The organism is Ideonella sp., from assembly GCF_041918995.1.
Classification (GTDB): domain Bacteria; phylum Pseudomonadota; class Gammaproteobacteria; order Burkholderiales; family Burkholderiaceae_C; genus Ideonella.
Genome location: NZ_JAYRUN010000004.1, coordinates 194,778 through 218,811, shown reverse-complemented (window position 1 = coordinate 218,811; position 24,034 = coordinate 194,778). Strand labels below are relative to the sequence as shown.

Sequence of the window (24,034 nt, the reverse complement as noted above, 5' to 3'; positions counted from 1 at the left end):
GCGGGGCGACGACAATGCCGCCATGGCCGACACGCCCGCCCTCAAGTACCTCGCCGGCTACCCCGCCCACCTGCACGCCCAGGTGCAGCAGCTCATCGACGAAGGCCGGCTGGGCGCTTACCTGGCCCAGCGCTACCCCGACACCCACGAGGTGCGCACCGACGGCGCGCTGTACGACTACGTGATGGCGCTCAAGGAGCGCTTCATGCGCCAGTCGGCGCCCATCGCCAAGGTGGCCTACGACAACCGGCTGCAGCTGCTGCAGCAGGCCCTGGGCACCCACACGCGCGTCAGCCGGGTGCAGGGCGGCCAGCTCAAGGCCAAGCGGGAGATCCGCATCGCCAGCGTGTTTCGCCAGGCGCCCGCGGCCTTCCTGCGCATGATCGTGGTGCACGAGCTGGCGCACCTGAAGGAGCGCGAGCACGGCAAGGCCTTCTACGCCCTGTGCGAGCACATGGAGCCGGCCTACCACCAGCTGGAGTTCGACCTGCGCCTGTGGCTCACGGCCCGTGAGCTGGGCGAGACGGGCGCGGCGTCTGCCGGTCTCAGCCCGGCCGCCTGAACCCGCCCTCCGCCCAGGCCAGCGCCTGCGCGGCACCCAGCCGGAAATCGGGCCGCACGCGCGCCTCGGCCCGCTTCTCCCCGAAGGCGTCCACCGCGGCCAGCACCGCGTAGGGCTCGTACTCGTCGGGCACGATGTCCAGCGTCACGGTCAGGCGCTCGCCCTCGTGCTCGATGTCCACCTGCTTGTGCAGCCGCGCATGCAGCTGCTGCTCGTGGCGGCGGATCACCTCGCTGGCGGTCTTCACCAGGGTGTTGAACGCCGAGGTGTCCAGCGGCTTGGGGTTCTTCTTGTCGCGGCCCATGGTCCACGGGCCCACCAGCGCGGGCTCGGCCTGGCCGTCCTTGAACATCTGCACGGCCCAGCCGTCGTCGTCCTCGTTCTTGATGACCTTGGCCGTCCAGCCGTCGTCGCGCCACAGCCGCGGCTCCTGCACACGCTCGCTGGCGTCGTCTCGTTCGTCACTGTCCATGCCGGCATGGTAGACGGCGCCGGCTGGGCAGCGCACAGTCGGCCCCTTGGCGACCCGCCACGCCCCGCGCCCCCACGCCCGTCCCCCATGTCCAACCCGCCTGCCCTGCCCCCGTCCGCGCCTCGCCCGCTGCCTCCGCCCGCCACGCGCCCGGGCCTGCCCCTGCGTGCCGCCGACCTGCGCGGCCTGGCGCGGCTGGCGGTGGACGGCGTGCTCGGCGTCACCGACGTGGTCGAGGCCATGCACCACACCATCGCCCGCCGCCCCGCCCCGCTGGGCAAGGCGCCCTCCGGGCGGCCTGGGGGCATCACCGGCTTCGTCTACCGCGCGGTGCGCGGCGGCACCCGCGTGGTCGGCGCCGGCCTGGACACCGTGCTGGGGGCCCTGCCCCTGGACCGCCACACCACCACGCCGCAGCGCGAGGCGCTCATCGCCGCCCTGAACGGCGTGTTCGGCGACCACCTGGCGGACAGCGGCAACCCGCTGGCCATCCCGATGCAGTGGCGCGTGGGCGGCCAGCCCCTGCGGCAGCCGCCGGCCGACGCCAGCGACCGCGTGCTGGTGCTGGTGCACGGCCTGGCCATGAACGACCTGCAATGGCAGCGCCACGGGCACGACCACGGCACGGCCCTGGCCCAGGCGCTGGGCCACACGCCCGTCTGGCTGCACTACAACACCGGCCGCCACATCTCGCAGAACGGGCGGGACCTGGCCGACCAGCTGGACGCGCTGCTCGCCGCCTGGCCGGTGCCCGTGCGCGAGCTGGCCATCGTGGGCCACAGCATGGGCGGCCTGGTGGCGCGCAGCGCCTGCCACGTGGGCGAGGGCCGCCCCTGGCGCCGCGCGCTGCGCCACCTGGCCTGCCTGGGCTCGCCCCACCACGGCGCCCCGCTCGAGCGCAGCGGGCGCCTGGCCGACCTGGCCCTGGGCCTGAGCCCCTACGCCGCGCCGCTGGCCCGCCTGGGCATGGCGCGCAGCGCCGGCATCACCGACCTGCGCTTCGGCAACCTGGAGGACGCGGACTGGCAGCAGCACCCGCACCGGCACCGCCAGCACCACGACGACCGCCATCCCACGCCGCTGCCGAAGGGTGTGAACGTCTGGCTGGTGGCCGCCACCCGCAGCGCGCACACCGACGTCGCCCGCCTGCGCGGCGACGGCCTGGTGCCGGTGGCCAGCGCGCTGGGCGAGCACGCCGACCCGGCGCGCTCGCTGGGCGTGCCCGTGTCGCACCGGCTCGTGGTGCCGCGCGCCGGGCACTTCGACCTGCTGGACCACCCGGAGGTCTTCGCCCACCTGCGCGACTGGCTGCGCTGACCATGCCCGCGCTGCCACCGCCCCGCTTCGCCTGGCGCGCCGTGCTCATCGGCTGGCTGCTGGCCACGGTGTTCAGCGGCGCGCCGTCCACCGCGTGGGCGCTGGCCACCGGCGGCGACCCGTGGGAAGCCACGCGCGCGGCCGGCCGCATGCTGCTGCCGCAGGCGCAGGCGCTGCCCGTGTTGTTCGCCGCGGCCGCCGTGGTGCACGGCACCCTGTCCACCTTCTGGGCCCTGGTCTGCGCGTACACCCTGCCCCGGCATCACACCGGCCGGTGGGCTCTGGCACTCCTCACCGCGGTGGGCCTGTGCCACCTGCTCGTGGTGGCGCCGCGCGCCTTCCCCGACGTGGCCGCCCTGGCCTTCTGGCCGCAGATGGCCGACCACTGGGCCTGGGGCGCGCTGATGGCGCTCGGCCTGCGGCGCGGCGCTCAGCGTGCCAGGTAGCCGCCGTCCACGGGGTAGTAGGCGCCGGTCACGAAGCTGGCCTGGGGCGAGCTGAGCCACAGCACCAGCTCGGCCACCTCCTCGGGCGTGCCCAGGCGGCCCATGGGGTGCAGCGCCAGCAGCATCTGCTGCACCGCCGGCTCGTTCTCCAGCGCCGCGATCATGGGCGTGTGGATGAAGGCCGGGCCCACGGCGTTGACGCGCACGCCCTGGGCCGCGTACTCCACCGCCGCCGTCTTGGTGAGGCCCAGCACGCCATGCTTGGCCGCCACGTAGGCCGGCGAGTTGGCGAACGCCACCGCGCCCAGGATGGACGCGATGTTCACGATGGCGCCGCCGCCCGTGCGCAGCATGGCCGCGATCTGCGGCTTCATGCCGTAGAACACACCCGACAGGTTCACCGCGATCACCTTGTCCCAGCCGTCCACCGGGTAGTCGGCCGTGGGCGCCTGCGGGCCGCCGATGCCGGCGTTGTTGCAGGCGATGTCCAGCCGGCCGTAGGCGTCGAGCGTGGCCTGCACCAGGCGTTGGCCATCCTCCGGCCGCGACACATCGGCCGCCACGAAACAGGCCTGGCCGCCTGCGCTCTGCACGGCGCGCACGGTCCCGTGGCCGCCGTCGGCCACGACATCGGACACGACGACCTTCGCCCCTTCGCGCGCATAGGCCAGCGCCACCGCGCGGCCGATGCCCGACGACGCGCCCGTGACGAGCGCCACCTGACCTGACAGCTGCATGCGTTTCTCCTGTGAGGCAGTGAACATGGATCCGGCCCATTCTGGGCGGGGCGGGCCCGCGCGGCTTGCGCGGCGTCAGCCCGCGGGCATCACTCGGCGATGTCCCGCATGGCGTCAGCCAGGTCGGCCAGCCCGCGGCCACGCGCATGCGCCGCCGCCCCCAGGCGATCCGCCGCGTCGCGGTTCTGGCTTAGCTTGCGCTTGCCCTCCAGGCGCGTGATGCGCACCTCGATGCCCACGATGTTCGCCACCATCGCATCGAGGTAGTCGGCCGGCGCATCGCCCATCTTCCACGGCTGCGGCTCGGCGGCCTCATGCGTGCGCGTCAGGCGCGCCACCACGCCGCGCACGAAGCGCGCGTCGTCGTGCACATGCAGCGTGCCGTGCACATGCACCGCCTCGTAGTTCCAGGTGGGCACCGCGCGGTGCGTGTCGGCCTTGCTCGGGTAGCCATTGGGCGAGACGTAGCCCTGCACCCCGCGGAACACCACCAGCACCGGCGTGCCGCTGGCCACCTGCTGCCACACCGGGTTGGCGCGCGCCACATGGCCGATGAGCCGGCCCGGCGCGGGCTCGGCCTCCAGCTCGAAGGGCAGGTGGTTGGCATCCAGCCCCTGCGGCGTGGTCGTCACCAGCACACCCAACGGGTGCTGGCGGATGAGGCGGTGGAGCTCGCTCGGGCGGGCCTCGGCGAAATGGGCGGGCGTGTACATGGCGGGAGCCTAACCCGCCACCCGGCACGCACGCCAGCAATGGGCCGGAAACCTTGACGCCGCACCATGGCCCCCGAGGCACCGCCGTGCCAGCATGCACGCCGGCCTGTTCACGACGCACTGTCTGACACCATGACCCCCATCCAGATCGCCCTGATCGCCGTACTGGCCCTGCTGTCGGCCCTGTGGTGGGCTGCGGACACCCTGTTTCCCCAGCCCTTCGGCTACTTCCCGTTCCGCACGGTGTTCATGCAGTACAGCGGCGCCCTGGCCATCGGCGTGATGAGCGTCGCCATGGTGCTGGCCACGCGCCCGGTGTGGCTGGAGAAGCCCCTGGGCGGCCTGGACAAGATGTACCGCCTGCACAAGTGGCTGGGCATCACCGCGCTGGGGGTGTCGCTGACCCACTGGTGGATGGCGCAGGGCACCAAGTGGATGGTGGGCTGGGGCTGGCTCACGCGGCCCGAGCGGCGCCCCCGCCCGCCTGGGCCGGCCGATGCGCCCTTCACGCTCGAGGCAGCCTTCGGCAGCCTGCGCGGCGTGGCCGAGGGCGTAGGCGAATGGGCGTTCTACGCCGCCGCGGTGCTCATCGTGCTGGCGCTGGTCAAGCGCTTCCCCTACCACCTCTTCGCCCGCACGCACACGCTCATCGCCATGGCGTACCTGGGGCTGGTGTTCCATTCGGTGGTGTTGGTGAAGGTCGCCTACTGGGGCCAGCCCATCGGCGTGGTGCTGGCGGTGCTGATGGCCTCGGGCAGCGTGGCCGCGGTGCTGGCGCTCAGTGGCCGCATCGGCGCACACCGCCGCGTGGCGGGCCGCGTCTCCACCATCCAGGACTACGCCGCCCTCGACGTGCTGGAGACCCGCGTGCTGCTGGGCCCGGGCTGGCCGGGGCACGCCGCGGGCCAGTTCGCCTTCGTCACGTCCGATCAGCGCGAAGGCGCGCACCCGTACACCATCGCCTCGGCCTGGGAGCCGGCCCAGCCCGGCATCACGTTCGTCACCAAGGCCCTGGGCGACCACACCCGGCGCCTGCGCGAGCGCCTGCACCCCGGCATGCAGGTCACGGTCGAGGGCCCCTATGGCCGCTTCACCTTCGACGACGGCCCCGGCCCGCAGGTGTGGGTGGGTGCGGGCATCGGCATCACGCCCTTCATCGCCCGCATGAAGCACCTGGCGACCCAGCCGGGCCATGGCCAGCAGATCGACCTGTTCCACCCCACGGCCGTGTACGACGAGACCGCCATCGCCAAGCTGCGCGCCGACGCGGCCGCCGCGGGCGTGCGCCTGCACGTGCGGGTGGATGCGCGCGACGGCCGCCTGGACGGCGCCCGCCTGCGCGCGGCCGTGCCCGCCTGGCAGCAGGCCAGCGTCTGGTTCTGCGGGCCGTCGGCCTTCGGCCGGTCGCTGCGCCAGGATCTCGTTGCCCACGACCTGCCCCGCGCCCGCTTCCACCAGGAGCTGTTCGAGATGCGCTGAGCGCGGGCCCGCCTGGCGGGCGGCGGGCGACCGCCCGCCGAAATGCCAGGCCGCCGCGCCGGTATTCCGCGCTTCGGCCGTGCCCGCCTGGGCGGATGATGGTGCACCCCCCGACCGCCTGCCGCGCCCCGAAAGCCGCGCATGTTCCGCGCCTTCCGCCTCCAGCTCACCCTTGCGTTCGCCTGCCTGGCCCTGGCCGTGGCGGCGGCGGTGACCATTCCGCTGGCACGCATGCTGGCCCAGCAGCAGCTGGCCGCCCGCGCGGACGCCCTGGACGCCATCGCGGGCGCCGTGGCCCTGTCGCTCGCGGACGGCCTGCACGAGCGGCTGCGCGAGGTGCGCCTGCTGGCCAGCTCGCCCGAGGCGGTGCGCGTGGGCACGGACGCCCAAGTGTGGCGGGCCGAGATCGAGCGCCTGCGTGCCGGCCGCCCGTACTACGCGTGGATCGGCGTGGTGGATACCCACGGCCGCGTCACCGCGGCCAGCCAGGACCTGCTGGTGGGCGCCGATGTGTCGATGCGCCCATGGTTCCAGCAAGGCCTGCGTGCCCCCACCCTGGGCGACGTGCACGCCGCCAAGCTGCTGTCCAGCCTGCTGCCCCCGCCCGCCGGCGGCGACCCCCTGCGCTTCGTGGACCTGGCCGCCCCCCTGCCCACCGCCGATGGCCAGGTGGCCGGCGTGCTGGGCGTGCACGTGGACTGGCACTGGGTGCGTGACGTGATCAGTCGCCTGCGCTCGCAGGACGCGCGCGACGCCGGCGTGCTGGTCTACATCCTGGACCGCCAGGGGGACGTGATCCACCAGCCCCCGGGGGCCGACGCCGTGGCCGCGCGGCCGCCGCCGCGCGAGGGCCTCGCGGCCAAGGCGCAGCTGCTGCCCTGGTCCGACGGCGTGCCCTACCTCTCCGTGGCCAGCACGCTGCCGGCCCGGCCCGGCACGCCGGACCTGGGCTGGACGGTGGTGGTGCGTCAGCCGCAGGCGCAGGCGCTGGCCGGCGCCGAGCAGGCCCGCCTGACCGCCTGGGCCTGCGGTGCCGCGGTGCTGGCGGCCGCGATGACCCTGGCCTGGCTGGGCGCCGCCTGGGTGAGCCGGCCGCTGGTGCGCATGGCCGACGCGGCCCGCCGCATCGACGCCGGCGAGCGCGGCGTGCGGCTGCCGCTCAGCCGCCAGAACGCCGAGCTGGAGCAGCTCTCCACCGCGCTGCGGCGCATGACCGAGCACCTGGTGGACCGCGAGCAGGCGCTGCAGGGCGCCAACGCCCACCTGGAACAGCGCGTGGCCGAGCGCACGCAGGAGCTGGCCCGGGTGAACGGCGAGCTGGCCGCGGCCAACCGGCACCTGTCCACCCTGGCCCACGAGGACGCGCTCACCGGCCTGCACAACCGCCGCTGGGCCGACGAGCTGCTGGAGCGCCTGCTCAGCCAGCACCGGCGCCACCGCCGCCCGATGGGCGTGCTGCTGTGCGACGTGGACCACTTCAAGCGCATCAACGACCGCTTCGGCCACGCCACCGGGGACGTGGTGCTGCAGGCCGTGGCCCAGGTGCTGCGGCGCAGCGTGCGCGACAGCGACAGCGCCGCCCGATTCGGCGGCGAGGAGTTCGTGGTGCTGCTGCCCGAGACGGGCCCGCAAGGCGCCCGCGTGGTGGCCGAGAAGATCCGGCACGCCGTGGCGGCGCTGCGGCTGCCCGGTGTCACCTCGTGCACCATCAGCGTGGGCGCCGCCGTGGCCGAAGATGGCCGCATCGGCGCGGCCGCCCTGCTGGCCCGCGCCGACGCGGCGCTGTACCGCGCCAAGGAAGCCGGGCGCAACCGGGTGGAGCTGGACGAGGGCCACCAGGCCGCCGACCCGTTCACGCCAGGCTGGACGGGCACCACGGTGCCGGCTGCCCTGGACGCCTGAGCGCCGCGCGCTGAACGGCGCTCAGCGGCCCGCCAGGGGCGTCAGCAGCACCGGCAGAACGACGCCGTTCGCGTCCCTGGCATGGGCCAGCACCTGGCCGGCGTTGTTGATGGCCAGTGGGGACGACAGGCTCACGATGCGTGTGCGCAGCGGGTCGTCCGGGTCGAGCAGATCCATCAGCTTGACGGGCCCGGCCAGCTGCTCGTCCCAGTAGAAGGGCTCCTCCGCGTGGTCGGGGGCCCAGGTCATCTTGCCCACCACCTGCCGGCGGTCGTTCACGCCCAGGGCCACGCTGGTCGCTCGGGGGTCGTCCCGTCGGTCGATGAACAGCGGCGGCTGGTTGTGCCAGGCGACGAACGCCCGCTTCACGCCCTGGCCAGGCACGGTGACCTCACCCACCACATCGCCCCGGTGGTTGAGGCTGGCCCCATACGAGCTGCTCATCGTCGGCACGAGCGGCTGCACGCGGCCGCCCACCCCCCGCTTGACTGCGCGGGCGCTGCCGTCGCCGATGTAGCGCTGGCCCACGATCTCCCCACGGGCATTGATGTGGAAGGCGGCGGACTCGCGTGCGCCGGGCGACAGCGCCGGCGTGTCGCCCGTCCAGCGGAAAGCGTGGCTGATGACCTCGGTGCCCTCCTGCTTCCAGGCCTGCCCGACCACCACGCCCGCATCGTTCAGCCCGAAGGCAAGGATGTGTTGATCCCAGTGGCTGATGCGCTGCATCGGCCCCCCGGCGGGCCCGACGAAGGAATGCGTGGGGTGGTCAGGGGGTGGGCCGAAGCGGGTTTCCAGCATGCCGGTGACCACGCCGTGGTTGTTCAGCGCGTGCGTGGTCATCCACTCGTTCGAGAACCGGGGGGTCGGCGATCGGCTTCATGCCCTCGCCAGGCGTCCAGAGGTACTCCTCGCCGCAGACCACGACCGTCTGCGCCTTGTCGTTGAGAAAGCGCGCCAGGCAGCCTTCGGCGATCGAGGTGATGGCGAACACCGGCGGGGCGGCCACGGCGGGCGCCCCCGCAAGCGCCGCCACGGCGCCCGGCAGGACGGCGGCCCGGGCCGCCCGCCACAAGGCACGGGCGGCGGCGCGGACGGCCGCCAGGACGAGGCGAGGTGAGGTGCGTGGCATGGTGAGCTCCTTGGAAGTGCGGCGCCAGTCTGGGACGCCACCCATGCCGCCGCCACCCCCTGCCTAACGGGTCATGCGGGTACCTCGCTTGCTATGTGCTGGCAGCGGCAGCGGCGGTGAGCGCCGCCACGGCGCCCAGCGCCACCCAGCCCGGGTGCCTGCCTCGCGTGCCCACGAGCACGAGCACGGCGCCACCCAGGTAGGCGGACACCATGGCGCCCGACACCAGCCGCACCGACAGCGGCTGGCCCATGCCCATCCGCAGCAACACCCGCGCGAACGCCCACCCGAACACCGTGGCCAGGTGCCAGGTGGCCCAGAGGATGCGGACGTGGCGCTCACGCAGCGGGGGGGCGCCTCGGCGCGGCACCAGCCCGCCATCGCGCAGGTGCCGGAAGATGAGCCACTCGCCCAGCACCGAGTGCACCACGCCCGTGAGCACGGCGATGACGGCCGCGGCCAGGTAGAGGGTGGGCATGTCGCTCACCCCCGCCCGCCCGGCGGCGGCAGCAGCTGCAGATGCAGCGGCCGCTCGGGCCGCAGCGTCACGTGCATCACCGGCCGCGGCGCCGGCTCGCCGTCGGCGGGCGCCAGGCGGAAGCGCTGCAGCAGCATCGCGGCGACCACGGTCATCTCGGCCATGGCCAGATGCTGGCCCAGGCACACGCGCGGGCCCACGCCGAAGGGGAGCCAGGCGCCGCGCGGCAGGGGCGGCGCGTCGGGGCCGAAGCGCTCGGGCCGGAAGGCCTGTGGCTCGGCGAACACCCGCGGGTCGTGGTGCAGGCGGTGCACGGGCACCAGGAACAGCGTGCGCGCCGGCAGCTGCCACGGCCCGAGCGGGATGGCCCGGGTGCTGCGCCGGCTGAACAGCACCGGCGCGGCCGGGTACATGCGCAGCGTCTCCTGCAGCGTCTGGCGCAGCCAGGGCAGCGCGTCGATGTCCTGCGCGTCGGGTGCCCGGCCCTGCAGGCGCGCGGCCACCTCCTCGGCCGCGCGCTGCTGCGCGGCCGGGTGCGCCGCCAGGCAGGCCGCCCACCAGGTGAGCGTGGCGGCCAGCGTCTCGTGGCCGGCCAGGAAGGTGGTCATGCACTCGTCGCGCACGGTGGTGTCGGTCCACACGCCGGGGTGATCCTGCTGCAAGCGCAGCAGGCGGCTGAGCAGGTCGTCGGGCCAGTCGGCGGCGGCCATCGCGCGGCGCGCCTGCACCTGCCGGTCGATGAGCCCGCGCAGCGTGGCCAGCGCCTCGCGCTTGGGCCGCTTCCACGGCATGCTGTCGGGCCAGCTCGCGGGCCAGTACATCTCCTGGTCGGCCACCACCCCGATGGTGTGCACCGCCTGTTCCGCGGCGCGCGCGTCGGCGCCGATGCGGCTGGAGAACAGCAGCCGCATGATCACGTCCATGGCCAGCGAGGTGATGGCGCTTTCCACCGGGTAGCGCACATGGCGTGCCGGCCAGGCGCGCAGCGCGTCGGCCGCCGCCCCGGCGATGGTGGGCACGAAGGCCTGCACGGCCTTGGGTGCGAACGCCGGCTGCAGCGCATGGCGCTGGCGCTGCCAGGGCTCGCCCTCGGCCACCAGCACGCTGCGCCCGTGCACCTGGGCGAACACCTGCAGCCCGCGCTCCCAGCGCTGCAGCGCGTCGTGGTGGTTCACCAGCAGCTCGCGCGCCAGCGCCGGGTCCATCACCACCACCTCGTGCTCGGGCCAGATGCGCAGGTGCACCACGTCGCCGTGGGCCTGCTGCCAGCGCTGCACGGCGCCCAGCAGATCGCGCGACATGGCGCGCAGATGGCTCCAGCCGGTGAAGGCGCGGGGGCCGGGCGGCCAGAGGGTGCCGGGCGTGCTGGAGGGAGCGCCGGAAGGGGGGCTCGTGGTGGTGTGTGCCATGGCCGCCATGCTGGGCCCGCCGCCGCGCGCCGTCTTGAACGCAAACGACATGCGGCCCGCGCTGCCTACACTGCCCCCATGTCGGACCGCCCGCCCCTGCCCTGCCCCGACCCGCTGACACGCGCGCCGCGGGCCCAGCCCGTGCCCGGCCTGCCGCCGGCCGACCGGCTGCACCGCGCGCCGCCGGCCCTGCAGGGGGCGCTGGTGGCCATCCTCTGCCGCGACAACCGCCCGCTCGGCCTGGACGACGCCCAGCGGCTGTCGCACTTCCCCGCCTCGCCGCTGCTGGGCCTGTCGTGGTACCACGGCGGCGTGCCCTATGGCCTCGTGGGGCGCGACGGGCGCTGGACGCCGTTCGACGCGCCGGTGGTTGTCTCGGGCAGCCAATCGCAGCCGGTGGTGAGCTGGGCGCCCGCCAATGGCCGAGGCGGCATGCTGTGCTTCACCGCCGAGGTGGCGCGCGGCCTCTTCGGCCTGGACCCGGCCGCGCTGGTGGACCGCTTCGTGCCGGCCCCTGCCGTGCTGGGCGACGCCTGGGCGCCGCTGCTGGACGCGCTGCTGGCCGCCCCCGACGACGACGCCACGCTGGCCGCGCTGGTGCAGCACCTGGCGCCGCGCTGGCAGGCGCTGCACGGCCGCACGGGCGACGCGCCGTCGCTGCGCCAGCTGGGCCGCCACTGGGTGGACCGGCTCGCCTGGCAGGCACACGAATGGCGCCGCACCCACAGCCCGCGCCAGGTGGAGCGGCGCATCAAGGCGCACAGCGGCCGCTCGCTGCGCGACTGGCAGGCGCTGGTGCGCACCGAGGGCGTGTTCTTCGCCGCGCGTGAGCGCCACGCCGCCGGCCTGCCCTTCGACTGGGCCGGCCTGGCGCAGGAGGAGGGCTTCGCCGACCAGGCGCATCTGGTACGCACGGCGCGCCGCATCACCGGCTTCACCCCCGGCGAGTTCGCCCAGCGTTTCGTCGAGGACGAGTCCTTCTGGCTCTACCGGCTGTGGGTGTGAGCGAGCGCGCCGGCGGGCGCCGCTGAAGCGGGTGATGCCGCCGGCGGGCGCGGGGTTTGCCATGCAGGCCCCGGCGCCACCACCGGCGCCCGACCACCCGGAGCCCCGCCCATGCCCAAGACCACCCCGCCCGCCGGCGGCCGCCCCACGGCGGGCCGCCGCGCCACCGCCACCCAGGCCGCCGCCCGCAAGACCGTGGGCGCACCCGCCCATGCCGCACCCGGCCCCGCCGGTGACCTGCCCGCCGCGCGCAGTGAAGACGCCCAGGCCCTGGCCGGCGGCATGCCGCACAACGCCAACAAGGCCGCCGAGCACGGCCGCGCCAACGCCGTCAACCCGCCCGAAGGCCAGCACCTGGACACCAACAGCCTGCCCGCCACCGGCAGCACGCTGAGCGAGCAGAACGCCTCGGACAAGGTGGGCTCGGGCGAGCCGGCCCTGGGCGTGAACGCCACCATCGCGCCGCTGGACCGCGTGCGCGCGGATTCGACCGGCCAGGTGCTTACCACCAACCAGGGCGTGCGCATCGCCGACAACCAGAATTCGCTCAAGGCCGGCCTGCGCGGGCCCACGCTGCTGGAGGACTTCATCCTCCGCGAGAAGATCACCCACTTCGACCACGAGCGCATCCCCGAGCGCATCGTGCATGCGCGCGGCTCCGGCGCCCACGGCTACTTCGAGTGCACCCGCGCCGTGCCCGAGCTGACCCGCGCCGCGCCCTTCCAGGCCGAGGGCAAGCGCACCCCCGTGTTCGTGCGCTTTTCCACCGTGCAGGGCGAGCGCGGCAGCTTCGACACCGCGCGCGACGTGCGCGGCTTCGCCGTCAAGTTCTACACCGACGAGGGCAACTGGGACCTGGTGGGCAACAACATCCCGGTGTTCTTCATCCAGGACGCGATGAAGTTCCCCGACCTCGTGCACGCGGTGAAGCCCGAGCCGCACCACGCCTTGCCCCAGGCCGCGTCGGCGCACGACACCTTCTGGGACTTCGTCTCGTTGATGCCCGAATCCACCCACATGCTGATGTGGGTGATGAGCGACCGCGCCATCCCGCGCAGCTACCGCATGATGCAGGGCTTCGGCGTGCACACCTTCCGCCTCGTGAACGCGCAGGGCGAATCGGTGTTCTGCAAGTTCCACTGGACGCCCAAGCTGGGCACCCACTCGCTGATGTGGGACGAGGCCGTCAAGATCAGCGGCGCCGACCCCGACTTCCACCGCCGCGACCTCTGGGAGGCCATCGACGCGGGCGAATACCCCGAGTGGGAGCTGGGCTTGCAGGTCTTCACCGAGGCGCAGGCCGAGGCCTTCAGCTTCGACATCCTGGACGCCACCAAGATCGTGCCCGAAGAGCTGGTGCCGCTCATCCCCGTGGGCCGCATGGTGCTGGACCGCAACCCCGACAACTTCTTCGCCGAGACCGAGCAGGTGGCCTTCTGCGCCGCGCACGTCATCCCGGGCATCGACTTCAGCAACGACCCGCTGCTGGCCGGGCGCATCCACTCCTACGTGGACACCCAGATCACCCGCCTGGGCGGCCCCAACTTCCACGAGATCCCCATCAACGCGCCGGTGGCGCCCGTGCACAACAACCAGCGCGACGGCTTCCACCGCCAGGCCATCCACCGCGGCCGCGTGAACTACGAGCCCAACTCGCTGGCCGGCGGCTGCCCCTTCCAGGCCGGCGCCGCCACCGGCTTCGTGTCCTTTCCCCAGCCCGTGGCCGAGGACAAGCTGCGCGGCAAGCCCGAGAAGTTCGCCGAGCACTACGCCCAGGCGCGGCTGTTCTACGAGAGCCAGACGCCCATCGAGCAGGCGCACATCGCCGGCGCCTTCCGCTTCGAGCTGAGCAAGCTCACCGTGCCGGCCATCCGCCAGCGCATGCTGGCCTCGCTGCGCAACGCCAGTGAGGAACTGGCCGCCGAAGTGGCCGCCGGCCTGGGCATGGAACTGCCGCCGCCCATGCCGCGCGCCATCGACGCGCCGCCCGAGCCCGAGGTGGCGCAGTCACCCGCCCTGTCGCTCTTCGCCCACCCGGGCGAAGGCGGCATCCGCACCCGCCAGATCGCCCTGCTGGTGGGCCCCGGCGTGGACGGCGACGCCGTGGCCGCCCTGCAGGCCGCCCTGCTGCGCGAAGGCGCCGTGCCCCGCGTGGTGGCCAGCCGCATCGGCCCCGTGGCCACCGCCGCCGGCGACGCCCTGGAAGCCGACGCCTCGCTGGAGAACTCACCCCCCGTGCTCTTCGACGCCGCCGTGGTGGCCCCCGGCGCCGCCGACGGCCTGATGGCCGACGGCCGCGCGGTGGAATTCGTGCAGCAGCAGTACCGCCACTGCAAGGCCCTGCTGGTGCTGGGCGACGGCGTCGCCCTGCTGCAAGCCGCCGGCATATCGCTGGAGGACGAGGACGACGCCCTGGTGCGCGACGACGGCCAGGGGCTGGAGCCGGCGCTGGCGGCGTTCACCGCGGCGGTGGCGCGGCACCGGTTCTGGCAGCGGGAGACGGAGCCGCCGGTGGTGTGAGGGGTTCGGCGGCAACCGGTTGCCGCTGACCTGTTTCGGAGAATCAGAAACGTCGTGCGAGGGCGCGGCGGAACGGCACCGATTTCTGGTTCTCCGGAACGCCCTCGTATGCGGATACCGGCCACAGCCGCGCACTGCCAAGGACTTGTCGCTCTTCGGAGTCCGCGGAATACGAGCACGAGGCCAAGCGAGCCCTTGTCCAGCGCAGCGCACGCTTCGTCGGCATTCAAACACACCGGCTCCCCAACTCGTGGCCACCGCGGTGCGCTTGCAGCACAAGTACCTCTGAAGGAGGCGGTTCTGCCCGTCGGAGCGTTCCTGCATGGCCGCCACGCATCGGCTGCGACGGGTCGCCGCCATACGCCAAGTTCTTGGTCTCGACTGCAATGCGGTCCTAGAGCAACTCTGACCTGCAGAATCACAATCGCCGGCACGAGGTCGAAAAGCGGACATCCCATCTCGGGGCCGCAGAGTTCTTGCCCCGCTTACGAAAAGTACTCATGAATGGATCTGACCAGTTTTTCCAGGGAGGGGGGCACCGTGCCCGTACTTTCGATCTGCTTGGCTACAAACTTCGCGAACTGCCCCTTGCGGTCCCCAGACACCCGCATTCGAACTAAGCGCCGGCAACTCACGTCAGCGAGACGCCGATCCACCAGTTCAACGAAGGAATCTTCGGCGCCCATCTTGTCGGCGTTTTGTTTAACGACGTCTGGCCGCGGCTCCAGCCAGCCCTTTTCCTCTGCGTGATCCCAAGCTGCATTTCCACAGATCTCTTCTAGCGCTATTGAAATCTGGAAGCCAGCCTGGACAACTTTGCGAAGAACATCATCAGCTTTGTCTTTCCCGACTTTGAAGGTCTTGACTCTCTCGGCCCGATCAACCGCTTTCAATCGCTGTGACAAGGTCTGGCGAGACTCCTTGCCGGCATCGTCGTCGTCGAAGAGGACAGCCGTCTTCGATTTGAGGTCTGGGAGAACGGCACGCGCTGTCGCATAGCCTACAGCCCACCCAACACCAGCACCCAGGCCTGGCTTTGCAACGATCTCGAAGGGCAGAGAGGCTCCAAAGATCGCTTTGCAGGCAGCCTCCAGAACTTCCTTGTCCGTACCCCCTTCAAGACAGAGGACGGCCCGGTCGACGTGCAGTGACTGCGAGTGAAGCTTCTTGAGTTGCTCCAGCATCTCCGAGCGTTGCTGTACTGCCTTCTGAAGGTACGGTTCTACAAAGGGCATGAGCCCCAGGCCTTCGTCCAGACTCTGCGTCGTCGCGGAGCTTTGGAACTCGGTGCGGCCCTCGCTACGCAAGGCGAACCAAGTGTTCGCCTGCGCATGCACCTTGCTCACTCCGTAGAAGGCCGGCGAATGCGTGGTTAGCAACACTTGAATCGAACTTGAGCAGCGCAAGAACTCGTCAGCCTCCTCCATCTGTTTGGCGAGTTCAAGATTATTCTCGGGCTCCTCGTACCCCCAGACCGTCTCGGGCGGCGGTTTGCCTCGCGCGAAGTTGGTCTTCCGCTGCTCCGCCAGGAATCGGAGGATGACTGGTATGTGGCGACCTTGGATCCCATCTCCGCGATTCTGAAGAGGTGTTGCCGCGTGTTTGTCAGCAGTCTTCAAATCGAGAATCTCAAAGAGGCTTCCCAGATCATTGGGAAGAGAGAATTCGGTCTTGAGATCGAAGAGCCTACGCGCCTCTTGTTCGATATTCCCAACTTCTTTGCGGATGTTCCCGAGAAAGCTCCCAGATGCGGATGCCAACCGGGGGGCGATGGTGTCGGCAAGGGTGTTGTGCAATCGCCTCTTTAGAGTTGCGAAGAACTCCTTGCCGCGAATTGCAGGGACGTATTCGTAGCCGATCTGCCGAATCCAATACTCTGTCCTAGATCTTGGACTGAACTCCCCGCCGCCTACCTTGCGCAGGTCTTCTGAGAAGGGAGCAGCGGCTCCATCGCGCCACACCTTCTTCCAAACTACCGGCTCATTATCCGTGTAGTTGACGGGGGGCTTAAATTCCAGCTCGATCTCAATCTGCTTCGCTCTGTTCGCCCGAGTGACAGCCTTCTGGCTGTAATCTTGGTCGAAAACAAGGCTCTGTCCGACGTCGGTTTGCTGGTTGAAGAACAGATTGAGGGCTCGTAGGACGTTGCTCTTCCCCGAGTCATTCGGGCCTACAAGCACCGTGTAGTTCGCTGGAAATATCTCCGCGTCTACAAGTGAGCGGAAGTTCCTAACCTTTATGCGCGTGATATACACATCCTGCTCCTCCCTTACGCAGGATAGCGCATCCGGAACCAACCCGCTTCCAGCGGAGGCAGAATGGCTCGTCACACTCAAGTCCCGCGGTCCTCTTCCAACCAGTCTTGATCGCGCGCGCGTCGGCGACCGTAGGTATCGGAAACAGCCGCCGTTGCTGACTGAGCGTCCGCGCTCAGTCTGAAGCACTCAGACGGCGCGCGATCCGCAGCTATCGAGCGGTCCAGGACTCCACCACCTCCGCCAATGCGATCGACGGCGCGAAGGCGGACTTGCGGCAACCCGCCTCGTTGCCGCGGAGGGCCCTGGCCTCAGGTCTGAGTCGCCCCGCTCAGTTTCGCCACCAAGCCCATGAACTTGTCGATGTAAGCCTGCAGGAACATCCGCGTTCCCTCGTTGGTGATGCGGCCGTCCTCGATCAGGTCCGGCTTGTAGGTGAGGTACGCCTCGCCGCCCATCACCAGGGCACCGAGGATGCCGAGAATCTGCCGCAGGTGCTGCTGGCCCACTGCCGTGCCGATGGCACCCGGCGAGGTGCCGGTGATCGCCGCCAGCTTGCCGCTCCAGACGTTGTCGTTCGCGGGCTTGGATCCCCAATCGATCGCGTTCTTGAGCACGGCCGGTAGCGAGCGGTTGTGTTCCGGCATCACGATCAACACGGCGTCCGCGGCTTTCACCTCCCGGGTGAACCGGGTCACTGCTTCCGGGCGCTCGGGCTCCAGGTCCGGGTTGTACATCGGCAGGTCATCGATGCGGACGAAGGACGTTTCGGCGCGATCACCGATCAGGCCGACCAGCGCTTCGGCCAGCTGTCGGTTGATCGATTCCCTGCGGTTGCTGCCGACAATCACGGCGACGTGGGGCTTGTTCATGGGCTTCCTCTGCTGGCGTGCGCGGCTCCCGCGCTTGGGGCCAGGCACACATTGACGGTCCTGCACTCTTCGAGGGAGACGGCACGGCAGCCACTGTGGGATGCGCTGCTTCCGTTCTCCCGCAGAAGAGATTCTCCGGCGTGTCGAGGTGGGCCGAACACGGCCTCACGTCCCATGGGTCATGGCCGCGCCGCCCTGGAAGCCGCCTCCCGCAGCTTGTCCTTCTTGCTCTTCCTCTTCCCCTTCACCCCACCGGTGCCCACCGCGGCGCTCCCCTCGGCGCCCTGCCCTGGCCCCACCGGCTCGAACCCCTCCACCCTCTCCCGCGCCACCCTCGCCCCCTGCCGCTTCTCGATCAGCCGGAAGTGCGGCTCGCCGGCGGGGGTGATGAAGCTGATGGCCAGGCCGCTGGCGCCGGCGCGGGCGGTGCGGCCGATGCGGTGGGTGTGGTCGGCGGGGGAGCGTGGGAGGTCGTAGTTCACCACCACGGGCAGGTCGGCGATGTGCAGGCCGCGGGCGGCCATGTCGGTGGCCACCACCACGCGCAGCTGGCCGCGCTGCAGCTCGTTGAGCACGCGCGTGCGGGCGCCCTGGCTCAGCTCGCCGTGGAAGGCGGCGGCGGGGATGCCGTGGCGGCGCAGCTTGTCGGCCACGTGTTCGGTGGCGTAGCGCGTGGCCACGAAGACGAGCACGCGCTGCCAGTCGGCCTGGCCGATGAGGTGGCGCAGCAGGGGGGTGCGTTTCGGCTCGTCCACCTCGATGGCGCGCTGGGTGATGTCGGGGCGGCCGCCGTCGGCCGTGTCGGGCGCGTCCACGCGCACGGGCTCGTGCAGGGCCAGCGTGCCGGCCAGCTGCTCCACCGCCGGCGGGAAGGTGGCGGAGAAGAACAGCGCCTGGCGCTGGGGCGGCAGCAGCGCGGTGAGGCGCCCCAGCTCATCCGCGAAGCCTTCGTCCAGCAGGCGGTCGGCCTCGTCCAGCACCAGCAGTTCGACGTCGTCGAGCTTCACCGCGTTGCGGCCCACCAGGTCCAGCAGGCGGCCGGGGGTGGCCACCACCACCTCGGCGCCGCCGCGCAGGCCCAGCATCTGGGTGTTCACCGACACGCCGCCGAAGACCACCGCCACGCGGGGCGGCTCGGCCAGGTGGGTGGCCAGGGCCTGCAGCGTGCGGCCCACCTGCATGGCCAGCTCGCGCGTGGGCACGAGCACCAGCGCGTAGGTGCGGCGCCAGGCGGGGCGCCAGCGGTCCAGGCGCTGCATGAGCGGCAGGCCGAAGGCCAGTGTCTTGCCCGACCCGGTGTGGGCGCAGCCGATCACGTCGCGGCCCTGCAGCGCGGGTGGGACGGCCGCGGCCTGGATGGCGGTGGGCGCCGTGTGGCCCAGCTCAGCCACGGCGCGGCGCAGCGCGGGCGCCAGGCCGAGCGAGTCGAAGGTGGCCGTGCCCTCGCCCCTCACAGCCGCCTCGCCTTCACCGAGCGGCCTTTCACCTTGCCGGTGTTCAGGGCCTTGAGCACCGAGTCAGCCACCTCGCGGCGCACGGCCACGTAGGTGCTGAAGTCGTTCACGTCGATGCGGCCCACGTCGGCGCCGTCGAAGCCGAAATCCTTGGTGATGGCGCCCAGCACGTCGCCCTTGCGGATCTTCTCCTTGCGGCCGCCCAGCAGCTGCAGGGTGGCCATGGGCGGGCGCAGCGGCGCCGCGCCCGGGGCGGCCTGCAGCTCGGCCAGCGGGTGCCACTGGCTGGGCCGGCCCTGCAGCTCGTCGATGCGGCCCACGCGGCCCATCTCGTCCATGCTCGCCAGGCTGAAGGCCTGGCCCACCTGGCCGGCGCGGCCGGTGCGGCCCACGCGGTGCACGTGCACCTCGGGGTCGGGGGTGATGTCCACGTTGATCACGGCGTCCAGCCCGGCGATGTCCAGGCCGCGCGCGGCCACGTCGGTGGCCACCAGCACGCTGGCGCTGCGCTGGGCAAAGCGCACCAGCACCTGGTCGCGGTCGCGCTGGTCCAGGTCGCCGTGCAGCTCCAGCGCCACGATGCCCTGCGCCTGCAGCACGGCCACCAGGTCGCGGCACTGCTGCTTGGTGTTGCAAAAGGCAATGGTGCGCTCGGGGCGGAAGTGCGCCAGCAGCAGGCCCACGGCGTGCAGCCGCTGGTCCTCGGCCACCTCGTAGAAGCGCTGCACCACCTGGGCGGCGGATTCGTTCTTCTCCGCCAGGCGCACCTCCTTGGGCTCGCGCAGGTAGCGCGCGGCGAGCTGGGCCACGTTGTCCGGGTAGGTGGCCGAGAACAGCAGCGTCTGGCGCTTGGCCGTGGCCGGGCAGTGCCGCACGATGGCGGCGATGTCCTCGGCGAAGCCCATGTCGAGCATGCGGTCGGCTTCGTCCAGCACCAGGGTGTTCAGGGCCTGCACGTCCAGCGTGCCGCGCTCCAGGTGGTCCTGGATGCGGCCGGGCGTGCCCACCACCACATGGGCGCCATGCGCCAGGCTGGTGGCCTGCGGCGCGAAGGTGGCGCCGCCGCACAGCGTGAGCACCTTGATGTCGCCCTCGGCGCGGGCCAGGCGGCGCACTTCCTGCGACACCTGCTCGGCCAGCTCGCGCGTGGGGCACAGCACCATGGCCTGCACGGCAAAGCGCCGGGCATTCAGGTTGGCCAGCAGGGGCAGCGCGAAGGCGGCGGTCTTGCCGCTGCCCGTGCGCGCCTGGGCGATCAGGTCCTGGCCGGCCAGGGCCAGCGGCAGGCTGGCGGCCTGGATGGCGGTCATGCGCTCGTAGCCGAGCTGCTGCAGGTTGGCCAGCACATGGGGCGCCAGCGGCAGCGTGGAAAAGGCCGGGCCGCTGGTGGCGGGCTGCGCCGGGGCGGCGGTGGGGGCAGCGGCAGGGGACGGCGTGGGGGCGGCGCCCGGGGCGGGCGCGGCGGCAGGGGAAACGGTCATGCGCGATTGTCGGTGCAACCGCGGGTAACCACGTGGCGGACTTCACGGCGCGGCGCTTTCGCTGCGGCGCGCTTGCGCGGCGTCCAACGCGGGGCCCGCCGCGCTGCAGGTGTGCACGCGACGGCCGATGTCGCCGACACGCCTTTCATCCACGCACCGTGCCCCTGTTCAGCTCGTCCTTCCGCATCGGCGTCTCGGCCTCCCGGGCCGTGTGGATCTCCGTCGCCTGTGCCCTGGTGATCATGCTGCTCACGGCCGTGCTTGAGCTGCGCGGCTACAACGACGCGGTGGCCACCGCCGAGCGCGACACCCGCAACCTGGCGGCGGTGCTGGACAGCCACACCGCCGCGCTGGCGGGCCAGGCCGACATGGTGATCCGCATCGTCACCACCCTGCTCGACGGCACGGTGCCCGATTCCGACACCGCCCAGGTGCTGCGCGACACGGTGATCGCCCAGACCGTGCTGCACACCGGGCTGCAGGACGTGCTGGTGTACGACGCCCGCGGGGCGCTGGTGGCCAGCTCCTACAGCGACGCCCGGGGCCACGCCGGGGCGGCGGGGCGCGAGTTCTTCCAGCACCACCAGCGCACGGCGCGCGACACGCTGCACGTGGGCCACGCCTACCGGGCCGCCGCCGGCTCGCCCTGGGTCATCCCCTTGTCGCGGCGGCTCACCGGGCGCGACGGGCGCTTTGCCGGCGTGGTGGTGGTGCCCATGCAGGTGTCGGAGCTGGTGGCCCACTTCCAGGAGCTGGACCTGGGCCCCGACGGCGTGGTGGCACTGAACACCGCGGACGGCGTTCTGCTGGCGCGCCACCCGGTGGTGGAGGGCGCCATCGGCACGGACCTGTCGCACACGCCCGTGTACGCCGCCCTGGCCGAGCGCCGCGAACGCGGCAACGTGAGCTTCCGGTCGCCGGTGGACGGGGTGGAACGCATCCACGGTTTCACGCGGGTCACGGGCTACCCGCTCACGCTGGTGGTGGGTGTGTCGCGCTCGCATGTGCTGGCCGCCTGGCGCCAGACCGCCTGGCGCGACGTCGTGGTGGTGGGCGCGCTGCTGGGCGTGCTGGGCGTGGCCGTCTGGCGCAACCGCTGCGCCGCGGCCCGCCACGAGCGCGACGCCCGGCAGCTGGCCCGCGCGCACCGACGGCTGGCTGACCTGGAAAAGGCCATCAACGAGCATGCGGTGGTGGCCATCACCGACGTGCACGGCACCATCGTGCACGCCAACGACCACTTCTGCAGCCTGTCGGGCTACCGCCGCGACGAGCTCGTCGGGCAGAACCACCGCATCGTGCGCTCGGGCCACCACGACACCGCCTTCTGGCGCGAGATGTGGCGCACCGTGGCCCAGGGCGGCATCTGGAAGGGCGAAGTGCTCAACCGCGCCAAGGACGGCACGCCCTACTGGGTGCAGGCCACGATCGTCCCCTTCCTCAACGCCCGCGGCAAGCCCGACCAGTACATCGCCATCCGCACCGACATCACCGCCCGCAAGCAGGCCGAGGAGCACATGCGGCAGGCCATGGCCCAGCTGGACCAGGCCAACCAGCGCCTGGCCCGCCTGGCCGCCCGCGATGCGCTGACCGGCCTGCCCAACCGGCGCCAGTTCGACGAGCAATCCACCGAGGAAATCCAGCGCGCCCGGCGCGACGGCTCCAGCCTGGCGCTGCTGATGATCGACGTGGACCACTTCAAGGCCTACAACGACCAGCTCGGCCACGCCCAGGGCGACGAGTGCCTGAAGCGCGTGGCCACGGCCGTGGCCGGGGTGCAGCGGCGGCCGGGTGACCTGGTGGCGCGCTGGGGCGGCGAGGAATTCGCCGTGCTGCTGCCGCAGACCGACCGCGCCGGCGCCGAGCACGTGGCGCGCCGCCTCATCGAGCGGCTGGAGCGCCTGGGCCTGCCGCACCCGGCCAGCCCGCTGGGCCGGGTGTCGGTGAGCGTGGGCCTGCACGTGATGCGCCCGGCCACTGGCGGCACGGTGGGCGCGCTGCTGGAGGGCGCCGACACCGCGCTCTACCTCGCCAAGCGGGCCGGCCGCAACCGGCTCGCCTCGGCGGCGGACGTTCAGTCCGTGGCCGACCGGCGGATGAGTCTCAGCGAAGAGGCCGTGCCGGGCAGGTAGCCGAACAGCCGCTCCTCGCGGGGCCCGCTGTTGGGCGTGAAGGGCACGCGCAGCACCGGCGTGGTCCAGCCCACGCTGCGGCCGGCGAAGCTGCTGGCATAGGCGGACGGCTCGAACCACAGGTCGTAGGACTGGTAGGCGGTGCCGAGCACGGTGGCCACGCCGGAGGCCAGGTCCACCTGTGTGTAGCGCCCGGCATCCGCCCAGGCATGGCCCAGCGTGTCCTGCGATTCCGCCATCGTCAGCAGCTTTTCGACGCGCGGCGAGCCGTTCGTGACCTGCCCGCTGTACTGGTACTGCCAGGTGGCGGGCACGGCGCGCGACCAGGACGGGTCGAGCACGATGCCGGCGCTGCCCACGGTGGCGCGGCGGAAGGTGCCACCGGGGCCGGTGTAGCTGCCGCACAGGAAGTACACATGCTGGCCCGACCAGCCCAGGCCGTCCGTCCGGCTGCACTGCAGCGGATGCAGGTCCACGGTGCTGCGCACGCCCGTGGCCTTGTGCACCAGCTCCAGCTGCGTGCCACCCAGCCGCACCGGCCCGGCCGGCGTCACCACCAGCTCGGCGTTGTACATGGGCACCGACAGCACGCTGTAGGCGCCCGTGCGCCCGGCCTTCACCAGCGACTGGCCCACGGTCCAGAAGAACTCGGTCGCATCGTTCAGCATGGGCGTCTCGTACGGCGCGCTCACGTTCAGCGCCGCCATGCTGACGGTGGTGTCGGTCACGGTGAGGCGGAAGACCTGCCGATTGGAGGTGTACAGGCGCGTGCGGCCGTCCGGCAGGCTGGCCAGGGGCTGGGCGTAGGGCAAGGTGTTCGCGCCGGTCACCGGCCTGAAGGTGCGCCGGTCGGGCGCCAGCCAGCGCAGCACGGTGCCGTCATGCCCCAGGTAGCCCAGCAGGCTGCCGTTGCCGGCCACCACCGGCTCCACCAGGTGGAAGCCGGCCGGGAAGGTGATGGCCGGCGTGGTCGACCCGGCATTCAGCGGCAGGTACAGCGTCTGCGAGGTGTCGCAGCTGGTCCAGGGCTCGGTGTCGTCCCAGTAGGGGTGACCTTCCAGCCAGGCCCCGCCCGCCAGGGGTGACACCTGGACGACGCGGTTCATCTGGCAGATGGGCCGGCCGTTGCCCAAGGGGCGCGGCACGGGCATCACCCCGCGGTCGGTGAGGTCCACCACCTGGGCCACGCGGTCATGCGTGTAGACCAGCCGCTTGGGCACCGAGTGCGACACCGTGCTGCCGGACACCGTGCGGTCGCCCACCACGAACCACGGCCCGTGGCCGCGGATGCGCCGGTCGGGTGCCACCGCGCCCACCCATGCGGCGCCACCGCTCGCCCCGGTGCGCACCAGCCCGATGCTGTACTGCCGGTCACGGAAGTACTCCACCACGGGCAGCAGGTAGGTGGGCGCGGTGGTGGTGGGCGCGGTAGTGGTGGGCGAGGTGGTGGCGGACATGGCGCCTTCCGGCGTGTTCTCCGGCCACGCCCCCTGGGCGAGGACACCGGTGGACGCCAGGGCGAGCACGCACGCGGGCACCACGGCACCCAGCCGCCGCGCAGCGCGGCGGCACAGCAAACGATCGGTCAACGGCAACTCCTGCGGCCGGCCGGCAGGCGCCCTCACCTGCCACGAACCGTGCCGTGCATCACGATCGGCCGCTGAAGCCGGC

General features: G+C 72.1%; 20 protein-coding genes. 8 read left to right on the top strand and 12 right to left on the bottom strand.

All coding sequences use genetic code 11. The features are described from left to right. Nucleotides 1-22 precede the first annotated feature (22 nt). Nucleotides 23-562: a M48 family metallopeptidase gene (locus ACE3UN_RS05275; protein WP_374673867.1), complete on the top strand. Its 540-nt coding sequence runs from the start codon at nt 23-25 to the stop codon at nt 560-562. On the opposite strand, the gene ACE3UN_RS05270 is transcribed toward ACE3UN_RS05275, so the two are convergent. Then, entirely contained in the window at nt 546-1,034 is a 489-nt protein-coding gene (locus tag ACE3UN_RS05270) for a hypothetical protein (protein WP_374673866.1), read from the bottom strand. The genes ACE3UN_RS05275 and ACE3UN_RS05270 overlap by 17 nt on opposite strands. Before the next feature lie 87 nt (nt 1,035-1,121). Here ACE3UN_RS05270 and ACE3UN_RS05265 point away from each other — a divergent pair, with 87 nt between their 5' ends. Together ACE3UN_RS05265 and ACE3UN_RS05260 are read left to right on the top strand one after the other, a co-directional pair. Then, entirely contained in the window at nt 1,122-2,351 is a 1,230-nt protein-coding gene (locus ACE3UN_RS05265; RefSeq protein ID WP_374673865.1) for a lipase family alpha/beta hydrolase, read from the top strand. Nucleotides 2,352-2,353: 2 nt separating this feature from the next. Then, a complete protein-coding gene (locus tag ACE3UN_RS05260; RefSeq protein ID WP_374673864.1) occupies nt 2,354-2,797 on the top strand; it encodes a hypothetical protein in 444 nt (147 codons plus the stop codon). Here ACE3UN_RS05260 and ACE3UN_RS05255 read toward each other — a convergent pair. Together ACE3UN_RS05255 and ACE3UN_RS05250 are read right to left on the bottom strand one after the other, a co-directional pair. Then, nucleotides 2,782-3,534: a glucose 1-dehydrogenase gene (locus tag ACE3UN_RS05255; protein ID WP_374673863.1), complete on the bottom strand. Its 753-nt coding sequence runs from the start codon at nt 3,532-3,534 to the stop codon at nt 2,782-2,784. The genes ACE3UN_RS05260 and ACE3UN_RS05255 overlap by 16 nt on opposite strands. 89 nt (nt 3,535-3,623) lie before the next feature. Next, nucleotides 3,624-4,247: an FMN-binding negative transcriptional regulator gene (locus tag ACE3UN_RS05250; RefSeq protein WP_374673862.1), complete on the bottom strand. Its 624-nt coding sequence runs from the start codon at nt 4,245-4,247 to the stop codon at nt 3,624-3,626. A gap of 132 nt (nt 4,248-4,379) precedes the next feature. Here ACE3UN_RS05250 and ACE3UN_RS05245 point away from each other — a divergent pair, with 132 nt between their 5' ends. Continuing rightward, entirely contained in the window at nt 4,380-5,726 is a 1,347-nt protein-coding gene (locus tag ACE3UN_RS05245) for a ferric reductase-like transmembrane domain-containing protein (RefSeq protein WP_374673861.1), read from the top strand. A 141-nt stretch (nt 5,727-5,867) separates the two neighbouring features. Continuing rightward, nucleotides 5,868-7,628 carry a diguanylate cyclase gene (locus ACE3UN_RS05240; RefSeq protein WP_374673860.1) on the top strand — a complete coding sequence of 587 codons (1,761 nt, stop codon included), beginning with the start codon at nt 5,868-5,870 and terminating at the stop codon, nt 7,626-7,628. Nucleotides 7,629-7,649: 21 nt separating this feature from the next. Here ACE3UN_RS05240 and ACE3UN_RS05235 read toward each other — a convergent pair whose 3' ends face one another. The 4 genes from ACE3UN_RS05235 to ACE3UN_RS05220 all read right to left on the bottom strand — a co-directional run bounded on the left by ACE3UN_RS05235 (nt 7,650) and on the right by ACE3UN_RS05220 (nt 10,536). Next, a complete protein-coding gene (locus tag ACE3UN_RS05235) occupies nt 7,650-8,468 on the bottom strand; it encodes a hypothetical protein (protein WP_374673859.1) in 819 nt (272 codons plus the stop codon). Beyond that, the gene (locus tag ACE3UN_RS05230) at nt 8,395-8,757 is read right to left on the bottom strand and encodes a hypothetical protein (protein ID WP_374673858.1); all 363 of its coding nucleotides are present in this window, start codon (nt 8,755-8,757) and stop codon (nt 8,395-8,397) included. Before ACE3UN_RS05230 ends, ACE3UN_RS05235 begins: the two co-directional genes overlap by 74 nt. 91 nt (nt 8,758-8,848) lie before the next feature. Next, complete coding sequence (locus tag ACE3UN_RS05225) at nt 8,849-9,235, bottom strand: hypothetical protein (RefSeq protein WP_374673857.1); 387 nt, start codon at nt 9,233-9,235, stop codon at nt 8,849-8,851. A 5-nt stretch (nt 9,236-9,240) separates the two neighbouring features. Then, on the bottom strand, nt 9,241-10,536 hold the full coding sequence (locus ACE3UN_RS05220) for a cytochrome P450 (protein ID WP_374673915.1): 1,296 nt from the start codon (nt 10,534-10,536) through the stop codon (nt 9,241-9,243). Between the two features lie 186 nt (nt 10,537-10,722). Here ACE3UN_RS05220 and ACE3UN_RS05215 point away from each other — a divergent pair, with 186 nt between their 5' ends. Continuing rightward, on the top strand, nt 10,723-11,649 hold the full coding sequence (locus ACE3UN_RS05215; protein WP_374673856.1) for a helix-turn-helix domain-containing protein: 927 nt from the start codon (nt 10,723-10,725) through the stop codon (nt 11,647-11,649). Between the two features lie 111 nt (nt 11,650-11,760). Next, nucleotides 11,761-14,169: a catalase gene (locus tag ACE3UN_RS05210; protein ID WP_374673855.1), complete on the top strand. Its 2,409-nt coding sequence runs from the start codon at nt 11,761-11,763 to the stop codon at nt 14,167-14,169. Between the two features lie 485 nt (nt 14,170-14,654). Here the strand turns inward: ACE3UN_RS05210 and ACE3UN_RS05205 are convergent, their stop codons facing one another. From ACE3UN_RS05205 to dbpA, 4 genes are all read right to left on the bottom strand, one after another. Further along, a complete protein-coding gene (locus ACE3UN_RS05205) occupies nt 14,655-16,499 on the bottom strand; it encodes an ATP-dependent endonuclease (protein ID WP_374673914.1) in 1,845 nt (614 codons plus the stop codon). Nucleotides 16,500-16,735: 236 nt separating this feature from the next. Further along, the gene (locus ACE3UN_RS05200; RefSeq protein WP_374673854.1) at nt 16,736-17,296 is read right to left on the bottom strand and encodes an NADPH-dependent FMN reductase; all 561 of its coding nucleotides are present in this window, start codon (nt 17,294-17,296) and stop codon (nt 16,736-16,738) included. A gap of 179 nt (nt 17,297-17,475) precedes the next feature. Beyond that, nucleotides 17,476-18,750: a DEAD/DEAH box helicase gene (locus tag ACE3UN_RS05195; protein ID WP_374673853.1), complete on the bottom strand. Its 1,275-nt coding sequence runs from the start codon at nt 18,748-18,750 to the stop codon at nt 17,476-17,478. Continuing rightward, on the bottom strand, nt 18,747-20,231 hold the full coding sequence (dbpA, locus tag ACE3UN_RS05190) for an ATP-dependent RNA helicase DbpA (RefSeq protein ID WP_374673852.1): 1,485 nt from the start codon (nt 20,229-20,231) through the stop codon (nt 18,747-18,749). The genes ACE3UN_RS05195 and dbpA overlap by 4 nt, the downstream gene beginning before the upstream one ends. A gap of 158 nt (nt 20,232-20,389) precedes the next feature. Between dbpA and ACE3UN_RS05185 the strand changes: the two genes are divergently transcribed. Next, nucleotides 20,390-22,363 (top strand): diguanylate cyclase domain-containing protein, encoded by a 1,974-nt coding sequence (locus ACE3UN_RS05185; protein WP_374673851.1) that lies wholly within the window; start codon nt 20,390-20,392, stop codon nt 22,361-22,363. Here ACE3UN_RS05185 and ACE3UN_RS05180 read toward each other — a convergent pair. Beyond that, nucleotides 22,306-23,952: a hypothetical protein gene (locus ACE3UN_RS05180; protein ID WP_374673850.1), complete on the bottom strand. Its 1,647-nt coding sequence runs from the start codon at nt 23,950-23,952 to the stop codon at nt 22,306-22,308. The genes ACE3UN_RS05185 and ACE3UN_RS05180 overlap by 58 nt on opposite strands. Between the last annotated feature and the right edge of the window lie 82 nt (nt 23,953-24,034).